General features: G+C 57.9%; 12 protein-coding genes. 4 read left to right on the forward strand and 8 right to left on the reverse strand.

The annotated features are described in order from the left end of the window. The first annotated feature begins 4 nt into the window (after positions 1-4). From ACR0L1_RS12105 to ACR0L1_RS12120, 4 genes are read left to right on the forward strand one after another with little or no spacing between them, the layout of a single operon-like run. The gene (locus tag ACR0L1_RS12105) at positions 5-898 is read left to right on the forward strand and encodes a 2-dehydro-3-deoxygalactonokinase (RefSeq protein ID WP_480859043.1); all 894 of its coding nucleotides are present in this window, start codon (positions 5-7) and stop codon (positions 896-898) included. After that, positions 895-1,500: a 2-dehydro-3-deoxy-6-phosphogalactonate aldolase gene (locus ACR0L1_RS12110; protein WP_170785923.1), complete on the forward strand. Its 606-nt coding sequence runs from the start codon at positions 895-897 to the stop codon at positions 1,498-1,500. The genes ACR0L1_RS12105 and ACR0L1_RS12110 overlap by 4 nt, the downstream gene beginning before the upstream one ends. Then, positions 1,497-2,357, forward strand: a complete 861-nt coding sequence (locus ACR0L1_RS12115; RefSeq protein WP_480859045.1) for an SMP-30/gluconolactonase/LRE family protein — start codon at positions 1,497-1,499, stop codon at positions 2,355-2,357. The genes ACR0L1_RS12110 and ACR0L1_RS12115 overlap by 4 nt, the downstream gene beginning before the upstream one ends. After that, positions 2,354-4,273 carry a beta-galactosidase gene (locus ACR0L1_RS12120; RefSeq protein ID WP_480859047.1) on the forward strand — a complete coding sequence of 640 codons (1,920 nt, stop codon included), beginning with the start codon at positions 2,354-2,356 and terminating at the stop codon, positions 4,271-4,273. Before ACR0L1_RS12115 ends, ACR0L1_RS12120 begins: the two co-directional genes overlap by 4 nt. Positions 4,274-4,294: 21 nt before the next feature. On the opposite strand, the gene ACR0L1_RS12125 is transcribed toward ACR0L1_RS12120, so the two are convergent. The 8 genes from ACR0L1_RS12125 to ACR0L1_RS12160 all read right to left on the reverse strand — a co-directional run bounded on the left by ACR0L1_RS12125 (position 4,295) and on the right by ACR0L1_RS12160 (position 14,067). Next, on the reverse strand, positions 4,295-5,551 hold the full coding sequence (locus tag ACR0L1_RS12125; protein WP_480859050.1) for an ABC transporter permease: 1,257 nt from the start codon (positions 5,549-5,551) through the stop codon (positions 4,295-4,297). Beyond that, on the reverse strand, positions 5,548-6,468 hold the full coding sequence (locus tag ACR0L1_RS12130; RefSeq protein ID WP_170773497.1) for an ABC transporter permease: 921 nt from the start codon (positions 6,466-6,468) through the stop codon (positions 5,548-5,550). The genes ACR0L1_RS12125 and ACR0L1_RS12130 overlap by 4 nt, the downstream gene beginning before the upstream one ends. Positions 6,469-6,479: 11 nt before the next feature. Then, on the reverse strand, positions 6,480-7,592 hold the full coding sequence (locus ACR0L1_RS12135; protein WP_170785917.1) for an ABC transporter ATP-binding protein: 1,113 nt from the start codon (positions 7,590-7,592) through the stop codon (positions 6,480-6,482). A 115-nt stretch (positions 7,593-7,707) separates the two neighbouring features. Continuing rightward, the gene (locus ACR0L1_RS12140; RefSeq protein WP_170773495.1) at positions 7,708-8,832 is read right to left on the reverse strand and encodes an extracellular solute-binding protein; all 1,125 of its coding nucleotides are present in this window, start codon (positions 8,830-8,832) and stop codon (positions 7,708-7,710) included. Positions 8,833-9,149: 317 nt separating this feature from the next. Beyond that, the gene (locus ACR0L1_RS12145; protein WP_480859053.1) at positions 9,150-10,238 is read right to left on the reverse strand and encodes an ABC transporter ATP-binding protein; all 1,089 of its coding nucleotides are present in this window, start codon (positions 10,236-10,238) and stop codon (positions 9,150-9,152) included. A gap of 3 nt (positions 10,239-10,241) precedes the next feature. Next, positions 10,242-11,897 carry an alpha-amylase family glycosyl hydrolase gene (locus tag ACR0L1_RS12150; protein ID WP_480503777.1) on the reverse strand — a complete coding sequence of 552 codons (1,656 nt, stop codon included), beginning with the start codon at positions 11,895-11,897 and terminating at the stop codon, positions 10,242-10,244. 9 nt (positions 11,898-11,906) lie between these two features. Continuing rightward, complete coding sequence (locus ACR0L1_RS12155) at positions 11,907-13,055, reverse strand: carbohydrate ABC transporter permease (protein ID WP_480503776.1); 1,149 nt, start codon at positions 13,053-13,055, stop codon at positions 11,907-11,909. A 4-nt stretch (positions 13,056-13,059) separates the two neighbouring features. Next, positions 13,060-14,067: a carbohydrate ABC transporter permease gene (locus ACR0L1_RS12160; RefSeq protein ID WP_480503775.1), complete on the reverse strand. Its 1,008-nt coding sequence runs from the start codon at positions 14,065-14,067 to the stop codon at positions 13,060-13,062. Positions 14,068-14,074: the final 7 nt, after the last annotated feature.

Below are 14,074 nucleotides of genomic sequence, written 5' to 3' on the forward strand. Positions count from 1 at the left end.
GACCATGAGTATCGAATGGATCGCAGCAGATTGGGGAACATCTCATTTACGAGTTTGGGCGATGCAGGGCAGCCATGTTCTGGATCAGGCGGACTCGGATAAGGGTATGGGAAGTCTGACCCGGGGCGCGTTTCAGGATGCATTGCTGGAATTGATCGAGGATTGGCTTGGTGCCGAGCCGGTCGATGTCATCGCCTGTGGTATGGTAGGCGCGCGTCAGGGCTGGGTCGAGGCCCCTTACTCTGCTGTGCCTTCAGCGCCAGTGCCACGCGCTCCGATCAGGGTGCCGGGCACGGACCCGCGCTTCCGCGCTTTTGTGGTGCCCGGTTTGAAACAGGCCAACCCGCCAGACGTCATGCGGGGTGAGGAAACTCAGATCGCAGGCTATCTGGCAGGATACAAGAATTGGGACGGCGTGATCTGCTTGCCGGGGACCCATACTAAGTGGGTGCAAGTCAGCGCGGGCGAAGTGGTCAGCTTTCGCACCTTCATGACCGGTGAGATGTTCAGCCTTCTCAGCGGGCATTCGGTGCTGCGTCACTCGGTCGGAGAAGGATGGGACGATGCGGCTTTTGCTGAAGCCGCGGCAGATGCTTTGTCCAAACCTGAACAGATGGCGGCGCGCCTGTTTGGACTGCGCGCAGCTGATTTGCTGAATGGGCAGGATGCTTCTGTTGCCCGCGCCCGTCTGTCAGGATTTCTAATCGGGGCAGAACTGGCTGCCACGCGACCCTATTGGCTAGGTCAGCAGATCGCGATCATCGGGGCTGAGGGGCTGTCGGATGTCTATGGTCACGCCCTGAAACAGCAAGGCGCTTTTTTTGAAATCGCCGATAGTACGAACACCACTCTGGCGGGTCTGCATCAGGCCCGAAACCTGACGAGGCAGACCGCATGAGCCGTCCCATTATTGCAATCCTCAGAGGTCTTCACCCGACCGAAGCGGCCGATGTTGGCCAGGCTCTGATTGATGCCGGTATCGACCAGATCGAAGTGCCGCTGAACTCGCCCGAGCCGTTGAAAAGCATCGGCATACTGGCCGAAAAATTTGGTGACACGGCGTTGATTGGTGCGGGCACGGTGTTGACCGTGGAACAAGTGGATGCCGTGGCCAAGGTTGGCGGCAAGCTGATCGTTTCGCCCAATTGCGACACGGATGTCATCCAGCGCACGGTCGCGCTGAACATGCAAAGCTGGCCCGGCGTCTACACCCCAACCGAGGCGTTTGCCGCCCTCAAAGCAGGCGCAACGGGGCTCAAGTTGTTTCCCGGTGTGATGGCGGGACCGACCGGATTGGCCGCTATGCGCCCAGTATTGCCGGAAGGGGCAAAAGTCTACGCCGTTGGTGGTGCTGGGCCCGATAATTTCGATGTGTGGATCAATGCGGGGGCGGACGGTTTCGGCATTGGATCGGCCCTTTTCAAGCCAGGCTTTTCAGTAGCCGAGATCTCGGAACGTGCACGCGGAATCGTCGCGGCCTACAACGAGGCCGCCGGATGAGCACCGTCTTTGACGACCGCCCTTGCGCATTGGGCGAGGGGCCGCTGTGGCATCCCCAACGGAAGCAGCTTTTCTGGTTCGACATTCTTGGCAAACGTTTGATGACGCAGGTCGATAGCGCGCCCGTTGAATGGCAGTTCGACGAACATGTCTCGGCCGCCGGGTGGGTCGACACTGAGACGCTGCTGATCGCGTCCGAAACCGGGTTGTGGCACTTCAATCTTGAAAGCCGCAAAAAGACCCTGATCACTGCGCTTGAGGCAGAAAACTCTGTCACACGCTCGAATGATGGCCGCGCTGATCCGTGGGGCGGGTTCTGGATCGGAACGATGGGGAAAAATGCTGAGCGTGGAGCAGGCGCGATTTATCGGTTTTGGCGCGGGGAACTGCGCCGTTTGGTGCCTGACGTCACGATCTCGAACGCGATCTGTTTCGCGCCCGACCGATCCTGCGCCTATTTCAGCGATACAGCGACCCAGCAGGTGATGCGCTGGACTTTGAATTCATCGGATGGCTGGCCCGAGGGCGCCAGCACCGTCTTTCTTGATTTGCGCGCAGATGATCTGAACCCTGATGGTGCAGTGGTGGATGCCCAAGGCAACATTTGGATTGCCCAATGGGGCGCAAATCGTGTTGCAGCCTATTCGCCGGACGGTCAGTTCCTGCAGTCGGTGGAATTCGATGCGGCACATACCTCATGTCCCTGCTTTGGCGGGGCCGATCTGACAACCTTGTTCTGTACTTCGGCCCGGCAGGGGCTGGATGCGGATATCCTTGCAAAACAGCCTTCAAACGGCATGACCTTTGCGGCACACAGCGCGGGAAAAGGTCAGCCAGAATACAGAGTTATCCTATGAAACCGGAACTTGGCGTCTGCTATTATCCTGAACATTGGCCAGAAGTGATATGGGCCGAAGATGCCGCACGCATGGTCGAAAACGGCCTGTCCTGGGTGCGCATCGGCGAATTCGCTTGGAGCCGGATGGAACCAACTCCGGGTGATCTGCAATTCGACTGGTTTGACCGGGCCATCGACACTTTGGGCGCGGCGGGTTTGAAAGTGGTTCTGGGGACACCAACCGCCACGCCACCGCGCTGGATGCTTGAGAAATACCCGGACATGCTGGCAGTTGACGCGGACGGGAACCCACGCAAATTCGGATCGCGCCGGCATTACTGCTTTAGCCATCAGGGCTATATTGAGGAATGCGCCCGGATCACGCAGATCATGGGTAAGCGATATGGAAGGAACCCCCACATTGCAGCGTGGCAGATCGACAATGAATATGGCTGCCACGATACCACCATCAGCTATAGCCCTGTCGCCCTTGCCGCGTTTCAGAATTGGCTTGAGGATCAATACGGCTCGATTGATGCATTGAATACGGCTTGGGGGAATGTGTTCTGGTCGATGGAATATGATGGGTTCGACCAGATTGACCTGCCCAACCTGACCGTGACTGAACCCAACCCCGCCCATGTTCTGGCTTTCCGCCGGTTCAGCTCGGATCAGGTGGTGATGTTCAACAAGGCGCAAGTGGATGTGCTGCGCAAGCTGACCGACGCGCCGCTGCTGCACAACTACATGGGCCGAGTATTGGAATTCGACCATTTCAAGGTCGGCGCTGACCTGGATATCGCGACGTGGGACAGCTATCCGATCGGCTTCTTGTCTGACCGGCTTGAGGTGGAAGAGGCGCATAAAGCCGCCTTTTTGCAACAGGGTGATCCTGACATGCAGGCATTCCACCACGACCTCTACCGCGCCGTGGGGCGGGGCCGCTGGTGGGTGATGGAGCAGCAGCCTGGCCCGGTGAATTGGGCGCCCTACAACCCGGCACCGTTGCCGGGTATGGTCCGGCTCTGGTCGCTAGAGGCTGTCGCCCACGGGGCCGAGGTGGTCAGCTATTTCCGCTGGCGGCAAGCCCCCTTCGCGCAAGAGCAGATGCATGCAGGACTACTGACACCAGACAATCGCCCTGCCCCAGCCTTGGCCGAGGTGCGAGAAACAGCGGATACCCTTGACCAAATCGGTTCTGTGACGCAGCGCAAGGCGGATGTCGCCATTCTGTTCGACTACGCCTCAGACTGGGCGTGGGCGACGCAACCGCAGGGGGCCGGGTTTGACTATTTCCGGCTGGTCTTCTCGACCTATCGCGCGTTGCGACGGGCGGGCTTGTCGGTGGACTTCCTGTCGACCGACAGCATTCCGGCGGATGGCTACAAAATCATACTGGCACCTGGTCTGGCCACGATCGATAAGGACTTGGAGCGGAGTATTTCAAACGGCTGTGATCTGGCCATTCTGGGACCGCGTAGCGGGGCGATTACCCGCGATTTTCAGATTCCTCAGGCTGGTCGACCGGGCCTGGTCGGTGTGGACAGCCATGTTGACTTGGTCGAAACCCTGCCGCCCACGTCTAAACGCGATGTCTCAGGCGGAGGAGCTGCCTGTCACTGGGTCGAGCGTTTATCTGGGACCGCCCCAACACTGTTGACCCATGAAAACGGTACGCCAGCACTGACGGGCACCGAATCCATGTGGTATCTGGCCAGTTTCCCGGACGACACTCTTTGGGATCGTGTCGTTCGGATGGCCGCTCAGCATACGGGGTTGAGTGTGTATCCCATGTTGAGCGGCCTCAGGCGTCGTGAGACAGGCGAACATACATTCCTGATCAACTACAACGCCGCGCCGGTCACGTGGAACGGGCATGTGATTGATGCCTGTGATGCGCTTGTTCTGGAAAAAGGCGCGCCCGCCGAGGGGTAATCCCGGCGGGCGCAGATTGCGCTATTCGTCCGTTTTCAGACTGTTGGGGTCAAACGCTCCGCCGAACCCGCCATTGGTCGAAGGTTGCGGCTCGGCGTTGGATTCATCTTCGTCACCACTCAAAGCATTTGGCGCGAAGACATTGCCAAACCCGCTATTGTTCGACGGTTTCGGAGCGGATTGCGCCTCGCCTTGTTCTGCCTCGTCAGCTTCGCGCTGTTTGCGGCGTTCTTCGCGCTGCTTACGCAGCTCTTGGATACGCTGGTCGGCTTCAAGCTGCTTTTGCTCTTTCACGTTGGCGATGCATTGGTCCGGGCTGTAGGCGGTTGCCGTGCCCACAACTGTGATCGTAGCGGCCGCGAAGATAACCACGAGCAAGGCGGCGACATTGCCTGCAAAGAAACTGGGCAGTTTGATCTTGCCCGCCAGTTCTTCGACCGTGGCATTCTTGCGCGCGGCGGCGACCAGTTCCTGTCGCTTCAACTTCGCCTCGTTCAGCAGGGCAAAAAACACCGTCAGCGCCACGATGATAAAGGCCAGGGCCGAGATCGACGGCGTTATGCCATAGCGTACTTTCTGTGCCAGTTCGATGGTCAGTGTCGGGTATTCGCCGAAGGTGAAGGTGGTCGTGTTGTAGTTTTCGAACGACGCGAGGAACGCCAGCACTGCGGCGCTTGCAATCGCGGGCCGCATAAACGGCAGCAGGATTTTGCGGAACGCCTGCGCATGGGTCGCGCCAAGGTCCAGTGCGGCCTCGGTCAAGGCCACGTCATACCGCTGCAGCCGTGCCACCAGAACCAACATGCAATAGCTGGCGATAAAGGTGGACTGGCCAATCACCGTCAGGAAAATGCCGTTCGACAGGACACTATCCGCGCCCAGCCCCAGCATCCGGTTGATCCGGTCCCAGAACACCAGGGTTGAAATCCCCAGAACAACCCCGGGGATCAGGATAGGCGCGATGATGATTGTGTAATAGGTTGCGCGCAGCTTCGGCCAGATCTGGGTCAGCATCAGCGCCCCCGCCAGCCCCATCGCCACCGACAGAACCACCGTACCGGCCCCGATGATCAGCGAGTTCTTGATGCCGTTCAGGATGCGCTGATCCTGAAACAGCTCTCCGAACCACTGGAAGGTCAGGCATTCCCACGGGGTCATCCGCGGGAAGGCAGACGAGTTGAAGGCCGTGACCGACATGATCACCAGCGGGCCCAACAGATACAGGAAGAAGATTGCCAGATAGACCCAGATACTTACACGAAGGAAGGACAGGTTCATTTGCCGATATCCCCCATATTCACCTTGAACAGGCGCATTACGGCCAACACAAACAGGATACAGGTCACCAGCAGCACGATCGCGTAAGCGGCCCCCTGCGGCCAGTCATTGTTGTCGTTGAATTGCTGATAGATCAGCTGCGTGAACCACAAGCTGGACGGCCCACCCAGAATTTGCGGCGCAGCCAGCGCTCCTGCCGACAGCATGAACACCATCGTACAGCCCGAGCTGATCCCCGGCTTGGCATAGGGGATGACGACCCGCCAGTGAATCCGCCACCACGGGGCACCCAGATCCCGTGCGGCCTCGATCTGGTTGCCGTCGAGGCTTTCAATCACGTTATACATCGGGAAAATCATCAGCAGGATGTAGGCGTAGCCAAGCCCTGCATAGAGCGCGATGTCGTTGCGGATGAAGTCGAACGGCGTGTCAAAGACGCCAAGGCCGACGAACAGGGTATTCAGCACGCCTGTCTCACCGAAGATGATGCGCAAGGCAAAGGCGCGCAGGATTTCGTTGATCCAGTAAGGGATGATCAGCATGATCGCAAAGATGCGAATATGACTGCCCTTGGACTGGCCCAGATAGTAAGCGATTGGGTAGCAGAGGATTAGGTTGAAGATCGTTACGCAGACCGCCGCAACCAGAGTGCGGAAGAACACGCGCAGGTCGACCGCGTTGTAATCCTGACTGCCGCCCTCGGGGCCGTAGATCAGATATTTGTAATTCTCCAGCGTGTAGACATCCTTGGGCCCGCCAATCTCAGGCGGGGGCAGGTTAGGCCGGAATGAGAAATCCAGCATCGACAGCTGCGGCAGGATGATCAGGCCGATGGTCCAGAAGATCACCAGACCCAGAATCGCTAGCCCCATACCGGTACCGTTGCGGTTAAAGAACTCTTTCAGGAAGCGGGGCATTTCAGTTCCCCCTATTCCGCGGCCAGTTCACCGGCCGGAACCAGAACCGCATTCTGCGCCTCATATTCCAGCGTGATGTTCTGTCCGGTGTGATCCTGGAAGGATTGACCATGGTTCGGGATCGAGACCTTGATCTCCTTCCCGCCCTCACCCTCAGTGAAGATGTTGAAGACGTTCCCCTCGAATTCCTCGTGGTTAACGCGGGCGGTGACGAAATGGTCGCCCGTCGCCCCATCGGGGGCGATGGCAAACGCCTCGGGGCGGATGAACATCATGGCGTCATCCCCCTCTTTCAACTTGCCTTGGTTGGCGGTGGAAATTCGCGCCACTAGATCACCAGAGCGATTGGTCGCGATCATCGCCTCATTGCCCATGACCTGCTTGATCTTGCCCCGGAACACATTGTTTTCCCCAACGAATGAGGCCGCGAAGGCTGTGTTGGGATCATTGTAGATGGTCTTGCCATCCGCTATCTGGTCGATCACGCCCGCACGCATCACGGCGATGTTGTCGGACATGGTCAACGCCTCGCCCTGGTCGTGGGTGATGTAGATGAAGGTGATGCCAACACGCTGCTGAATCTCGCGCAGCTCGGTGCGCATATGCTGGCGCAGCTTCAGGTCCAGTGCCGACAGGGGCTCATCCAACAACAGCACATCGGGTTCGGCGCAGAGCGCACGGGCAATGGCGACCCGCTGGCGCTGACCACCCGACAGCTCGCTGGGCAGTTTGTCGCCCTGCCCCGGCAGCGCGATCATGTCCAAAAGCTCATCGGCGCGCTTGCGGCGTTCCTTGGCGCTGGCGCCCTTGATCTCCATGGAAAAGGTGATGTTCTCCCACACTTTCATCAGTGGAAACAGCGCGAGGTTCTGGAAGATCAGAGCTGTAGGGCGTTTGTTCGGTCCAATCCCGCGCATGTCGTTGCCGCCGATCAGAACCTTGCCCTCGCTGGGGTCCAGAAAGCCCGAAACCGCACGCAGGATCGTGGTCTTGCCACAGCCCGAAGGGCCAAGGAACGAAAAGAAATCGCCCCCGTTGATGTTCACATTGGCATCCCGCACGGCGACGAAATCGCCGAACCGAATCCACAGGTTTTCCAGATCTACACCGACCCCTGCACTCATTTTAGGTATCTCCGTCTGGTGCGGATGGGGACCACACCGATATAGGGTCCGTCACGCCAAAGCGCACGGATGGATGGCCCCCCGCGACATCGCGGAGGGCGTCGTTTCAAAGCGATCAGGCGCTTTTGAACTTGTTGACGAATTCGGTCCGGGTTTCAGCGTACCACGGTGCTTCGGCCGGCCACGGGTTGAGGTTGGCCAGCGAGTCGCCCGGATAGGCCTCGGCAAAGTTCTTCTTATAGGTGTCGCCCGAGTATTGATCGGCACCCAGAACCGGCGAGTTATAGCCATGGCTATCAATCGCCACACCAGCCGGCTTCGCCTGATAAGCGAAGTCGATGAAGGCGTAGATCTGGTCGATATTTGCCGCACCGGTCGGAATCGACATACCGTCAACCCAGGCCATCGCACCTTCGACAGGAGCTTGGTAGTGCACCGGCTCGCCCGCCGATTTCAGCGCTAGCGGCGGACCATCCCAGGTCTGGCCGACAACAACACCTTCGTTCAGCAGGCCGTTTTTCTGAGTATCCGCGTCGTTCCAGATCAGTTTGATCCGGTTCTTGCGTTCGATGCACCAGTCGGTGATCTGACCCCAAACCTTGCGCATGGTGTCCTCGTCACCATAAGCGGCCCAGACCGAGCCCGGCTCCATCTCACCCGAACGTTCCATGTAAAGACCTGCGCCCAGCATCATCGAATGCGCGCGGCCCATGGTTTTGCCCGCATTCTCCTCGGACCAAACATCGCCATAAGACGGCGCATCGCCCTCGGGCAGCCACAGATCGGTGCGATAGGCAATGCCCTCGGTGCCCCAGATATGCGGCAGCCAGTGCACGCCCGCATCGCCAAAGTTCCACGCATCTGTGCCAATTGCGGCCATCGCCGGGTTCACCAGATCAATCGGCACCTTGTTCATGTCGAAGGGCTGCAACAGCTCCAGAGGTTCCCACTGCAACGACCGGTTGTTGGTGGGCGAGACGATGTCAAAGCCCTGGCCCTTGGTCGCCTTCATCTTGTTGATGATCTCTTCGTTCGACCCGATGCCGGTATAGTTGACCTTGATTCCGGTCAGAGTTTCAAACTCTTGCAGGAAACTGGGTGGCAGATAATCCGACCACATCAGAATGTTGATCTCACCTGAAGAGGCCAGTGCGCTTTTGCTGTAAAGAGGGGCCGCCAGAGCCGCGGCGCCTGCGCTTTTCAGCACCGTCCGCCTGGACAGGTTTGTTAGTTTAGTCATTGTTAGATCTCCCGTTGTAAATCCGTTTTTTTGTTTTTGTGGATACAGGTTAGACCTTTGCGATCCAGCTGTCAGTCCAAAAGTGACAGTTGGCAGTTTCCATAAGTCCAGTTTGAATTGACTTGACGCCTTTGCGACCGCGTAACACCGCTGGTCGACGTGTCGGAAGATTTAACCAACCGGTGCGTTCACAAGCTAAAAAACACGTTCCATTATCCGATTAAGGCACGTTGGAATACCTGGCGGCGTGGCCGACAGGTACAATCGAAATGATCAACGCTGATGATTAAATTGGACTTCACCAATTCGCAGAAAAGTCAGGACCTGCAGCGCATAGATTTTCCGTCGTGAAACAAATGCACCTTTTCAGGACGGGCTGAGACACCAACAGTTTGTCCCCGCATATTGCGCTGGATACCTTGCAACTTGGCAATCACAGATTCAGCCCCGGTGCGGTTTTCAAAGTACAGCAGTGTGACTTCGCCTAGTGCCTCGGTGAAGTCCACCACCCCTTGAAAGGCCGCGTCCGCGTCAGCTGGAACAAAATCTTCTGGCCGGATGCCGACATTCACTTGTTTGCCCATGTCCTCCGCCTGGGTCGCGATAGCGCTCGTGATCGTTCCACCGGCCTCTAGCGTGACAACTGTCGTTTCGCCCGTTTGTGTGATGATACCGGGCAGCAGGTTCATCGAGGGCGAGCCGATGAATTGCGCGACAAATTCGTTATCCGGCGTCTCGTACAATTCCAGTGGTGTCCCAACTTGCGCGATCCCCTTATTGGCAAGCACCACGATGCGACTGGCCAAAGTCATCGCCTCGACCTGATCATGGGTCACGTAGATCATGGTGCTGTCAGGCATCGCCTCTTTCAGGCGCGCGATTTCGATCCGGGTGGCAACTCGCAGGGCGGCGTCGAGATTCGAGAGCGGTTCGTCGAACAGATAGACCTTGGGATCGCGGACAATGGCCCGCCCAATGGCAACCCGCTGACGTTGTCCGCCCGAAAGTGCCTTGGGGAGCCGATCCAGAAATGGTTCAAGCTGAAGGATACGCGCGGCACGTTCGACAGCGGCATCCACATCCGCCGCAGGCATCTTTGCGATCTTGAGAGCAAAGGCCATATTCTCGCGCACGGTCATGTGGGGATAAAGCGCATAGCTTTGGAACACCATCGCAATGCCGCGCTGCGCCGGGGGCACATCGTTCATCACCTGCCCTTCGATCTCAAGCGTTCCGCCCGAGATCTTCTCCAACCCTGCAATCATACGTAGCAAGGTGGATTTACCGCAGCCCGAAGGACCGACGAACACGATCAGCTCGCCCCGGTCAATGTCCAGATTGATGTTCTTCAGAACATCTACATGACCATATGTCTTGGCCACGTCCGTGAGTTTGAGTTCAGACATAACCTACCCCTTGTCCCGCGCCAGCAGACAGAATTGCGCAGCGTCGAGGGACAATGCCCCTTCCCCGTCGACACTGCCCAACTCCTCCCCGATTACATACCAGTTCCCCTCCGGCAGAGTGATTTGGGTCGGATCCGAGCCCAGATTGAAGGCACAGAAAACCTGCTCGGTCGGGGCGTCCCGCAGGAAAGTCAGAACAGGGCCGGTCTGGGCCATCTGCTTCTGCTCCCCGGACATCAGTGCCGGATGCGCATGTCGCAGCGCAATCGCGCGGCGATAGTGATGCAACATCGAATTGGGGTCCTGTTCCAACCTGTCGACGGCGCGTTCGGCTTGCAGCGGGCTGACGGGCAGCCACGGTCGGCCAGCACTAAAACCCGATTGCTCGTCCTGCGCGGCCCAGACCATCGGTGTGCGGCACCCGTCGCGTCCTTTGAATTCGGGCCAGAATTCGATGCCGTAGGGATCTTGCAGATCTTCGAACGCCACATCGGCCTCGGGCAGACCCAGTTCCTCACCCTGATACAGGCAGGCAGAGCCGCGAAGGCACATCATCAGAACCGCATGCTGTCGAACGGCCTCGTCGCTTAATCCCCAACGCGTCGCGTGTCGCGATACGTCATGGTTCGAGAAGGCCCAGCAAGGCCACGCATCACCGGCCTTGTCCTCTAACTGATCGAAAACCTGTTTGGCATAAGTCGCCGTTAGCGCGCGTTTTTCCAGAAACTCGAAAGCATAGCACATGTGCATCCGCTTATCGCCGGTGGTGTATTCGCCCATGATCTCAAGCCCGCGCTGCGCGTCGCCGACCTCACCCAGACAGGCGCGGCCTTCGTATTCGTCGGTCAACGCACGCAACCGTTCGAGGAAGGCGATATTCTCAGGCTGGCTCTTGGAGAAAAGGTGATCTTGATGGTTATACGGGTTCACCATGGGCGCGATTGAGGCGTTGCGCTGCTCCATCGGCAGGCCGGGGTTGTCGCGCAGCTGCTTGTCATGGAAGTAGAAGTTGATCGTATCCAACCGGAATCCGTCGACACCCAAATCCAACCAGAATCGGGCCACATCCAGCAAGGCGTCCTGAACCGCCGGGCAATGAAAATTCAAGTCGGGCTGCGAAGTCAGGAAGTTGTGCAGATAATACTGCAACCGGCGCGAATCCCACTGCCAGGCCGAGCCTCCGAAGATCGACAACCAGTTGTTTGGCGGCGTTCCGTCCGGTTTCGGGTCCGCCCAGACATACCAATCGGACTTTTCGTTTTCGCGGTTGGACCTGCTCTCGCTAAACCACGGGTGCTGATCCGAGGTATGCGACAACACAAGATCGATCATCACTTTCAGCCCAAGCCCATGCGCCTGATCCAGAAGCTCTTTGAAATCCGCCATCGTTCCGAACATCGGATCGACATCGCGGTAATCGCTGACATCATATCCGAAGTCCTTCATCGGAGATTTGAAGAACGGCGATATCCAGATCGCATCGACCCCAAGCGAGGCGATATAGCCCAGACGCTGAGTAATCCCTTTCAGGTCGCCAATTCCGTCGCCGTTGCTGTCCTGAAAGCTGCGGGGATAGATCTGATAGATCACACCGCCGCGCCACCAATCGGACGCTGCTTGGGTTACCTTGGTTGTGTCCACAGTGTTCTGCACGTTCATCAGAAGCCTCTATTTGACGGATCCGGCCAGCAAGCCCCGGACCAGATATTTTTGCATTGCGAAGAAAACGATCAGCGGTACCGCGATCGATACGAACGCCGCCGTGGCCAGAATTTCCCAGTTGCCGCCCCGCGTGCCCAGCAGTTCGACAATCTGGTTGGTCATGACGGTGGTCTGACCAGACGCGTCGATCAAAAAGACCTTGGCAACCAGCAGATCATTCCAAGTCCAAAGGAACTGGAAGATCGCGAAAGAGGCCAGCGCCGGGAAACTTAGCGGCAGGATCAGTTTGGTGAAGATCTGAAACTCGGTCGCTCCGTCGACCCGCGCGTTTTCGATCAGGTCTCGGGGAAGGCCAGCCATGTAGTTGCGCAGCAGGTAGATTGCCAGCGGCATCCCGAACCCGGTATGGGCCATCCAAACGCCAAGATAGCCTTTCCCGATCCCGATATTGAGGTGGAATTTCAGCAATGGGATCAGCGCCAACTGTAGGGGAACCACCAACAACCCAACAACGGCGGCGATCAGCAAGGCGCGGCCGGGGAAATCCATCCACGCCAACGCATAGGCCGCAAAGGCGGCCACCAAGATCGGAATGATTGTCGCCGGGATGGTCACAGTCAAAGTATTGAAGAACGCCCGCCCCATGCTGTCAGAGGAATCTTCAGCCAACAAAACCTTGTGGTAATTGGCCAACGTAAACTCGGGCGGCAATTCTGCGGTCGCGAATACACGGGCACCTCGGCTGCCGGTAAATTCTTCCGAATTCTCCATCCTGTAGTTGCCCTGCGCGTCCACAGTGATCGTACCCCCCCGACGCAGCTCAGCAGTATCACCCGGAACAAACGCATCCACGGCCCGAGAGCTGACACCCCATTGAGAGATCGTAGCCGTCGTGCCCGCGTCAAACAGGTTGCCTTCGATCACGTAAACCCCGTTTTCCAGAACCTGTGTGTCCGGCGCTGCAGACCGCAAAGTCAGATTCTGTTCGGACGGGAAGAGAGATTTCCACCAGCCGCTTGTGGCAATCTGATCGGCCGTGCGAAAAGACGAGATCAACAGCCCCAGTGTTGGCACCACCCAAAGCACGACCAGAAATATGACCGAGGCATGGACGACCCAGCGCAGCGCCGGTTTGGTTCCTGCAATATCGCTCATCGCCTCACTCCATCTCTTTGCGCGCGTTGCGCACGTTCCAGATCAAGATCGGTGTTACCAGCAGCATAATCACCATGGCTGAAGCCGACCCCACACCCCAGTCATTGGCGCGGAACAGCTTGTCATACATGTAGTTGGCCAGAACCTGTGTCTCCCACTGGCCGTTGGTCATGGCAAAGACGATGTCAAAGACCTTGAGCACGGTGATCGTGATCGTGGTCCATACGACTAGAATTGTGGTCTTGATCTGCGGCACCTTGATGCGGAAGAAAATCTGGAACGGGTTGGCGCCGTCCAGAATGGCGGCCTCGATGGTTTCCTCGGGGATGCCACGCAAGGCCGCGGACAGGATCACCATGGCAAAGCCGGTCTGAATCCAAATCAGCACGACCATCAGGAAGAAACTGTTCCAGAACGGGATGGTCAGCCAAGTTTGCGGCTCGGTCCCGCCAAAGAAGATATAAAGGGCGTTCAGCATCCCGATCTGATCCTGTTCGGCCGGGCGAGTGTCATAGACCAGCTTCCAGATCACCGATGCACCCACAAAAGAAATCGCCATCGGCATGAAGATCAGCGACTTGGCGATATTGCCCCAACGAATGTGGTCGGTCAGTTGCGCAACCAAAAGACCCAAAGCGGTGGACATCGCCGGCACGATGATCAACCAGAACATGTTGTTGCGCATGGCTTCCCAGAATTTGGGCTCATTCGCCATCTGGATGTAGTTTTCCAGGCCCACCCATTCATAGCCCCCACCGGGTACCCGATCCGTAAGGGACAAGCGCAGCGTTTCGACCACCGGATAAGCCAGATACAGACCCAACGCCGCCAACGCCGGGAACAGAAACAACCACGGACGGATCATGTTGGCGCGGTTGATATTGCGCCCTACATTCGGGCCGCGCGCCGGGAACAGCACTTTGTCCAGAAATTGGTTGGAGAGGTAGAAATAGCCCACACACCCTGACACGCCGATGGCGATGGTCAGCAGGCCCTGTAATGCCGGATGCATGCCGCGT

The organism is Ruegeria sp. J8, from assembly GCF_056531925.1.

Excerpts from the sequence above, each read along its gene's own strand:
- ACR0L1_RS12105 (WP_480859043.1), top strand. The coding sequence starts at position 5 with ATGAGTATCGAATGGATCGCAGCAGATTGGGGAACATCTCATTTACGA.
- ACR0L1_RS12110 (WP_170785923.1), top strand. The coding sequence starts at position 895 with ATGAGCCGTCCCATTATTGCAATCCTCAGAGGTCTTCACCCGACCGAA.
- ACR0L1_RS12115 (WP_480859045.1), top strand. The coding sequence starts at position 1,497 with ATGAGCACCGTCTTTGACGACCGCCCTTGCGCATTGGGCGAGGGGCCG.
- ACR0L1_RS12120 (WP_480859047.1), top strand. The coding sequence starts at position 2,354 with ATGAAACCGGAACTTGGCGTCTGCTATTATCCTGAACATTGGCCAGAA.
- ACR0L1_RS12125 (WP_480859050.1), bottom strand. The coding sequence starts at position 5,551 with ATGAACCTGTCCTTCCTTCGTGTAAGTATCTGGGTCTATCTGGCAATC.
- ACR0L1_RS12130 (WP_170773497.1), bottom strand. The coding sequence starts at position 6,468 with ATGCCCCGCTTCCTGAAAGAGTTCTTTAACCGCAACGGTACCGGTATG.
- ACR0L1_RS12135 (WP_170785917.1), bottom strand. The coding sequence starts at position 7,592 with ATGAGTGCAGGGGTCGGTGTAGATCTGGAAAACCTGTGGATTCGGTTC.
- ACR0L1_RS12140 (WP_170773495.1), bottom strand. The coding sequence starts at position 8,832 with ATGACTAAACTAACAAACCTGTCCAGGCGGACGGTGCTGAAAAGCGCA.
- ACR0L1_RS12145 (WP_480859053.1), bottom strand. The coding sequence starts at position 10,238 with ATGTCTGAACTCAAACTCACGGACGTGGCCAAGACATATGGTCATGTA.
- ACR0L1_RS12150 (WP_480503777.1), bottom strand. The coding sequence starts at position 11,897 with ATGAACGTGCAGAACACTGTGGACACAACCAAGGTAACCCAAGCAGCG.
- ACR0L1_RS12155 (WP_480503776.1), bottom strand. The coding sequence starts at position 13,055 with ATGAGCGATATTGCAGGAACCAAACCGGCGCTGCGCTGGGTCGTCCAT.
- ACR0L1_RS12160 (WP_480503775.1), bottom strand. The coding sequence starts at position 14,067 with ATGCATCCGGCATTACAGGGCCTGCTGACCATCGCCATCGGCGTGTCA.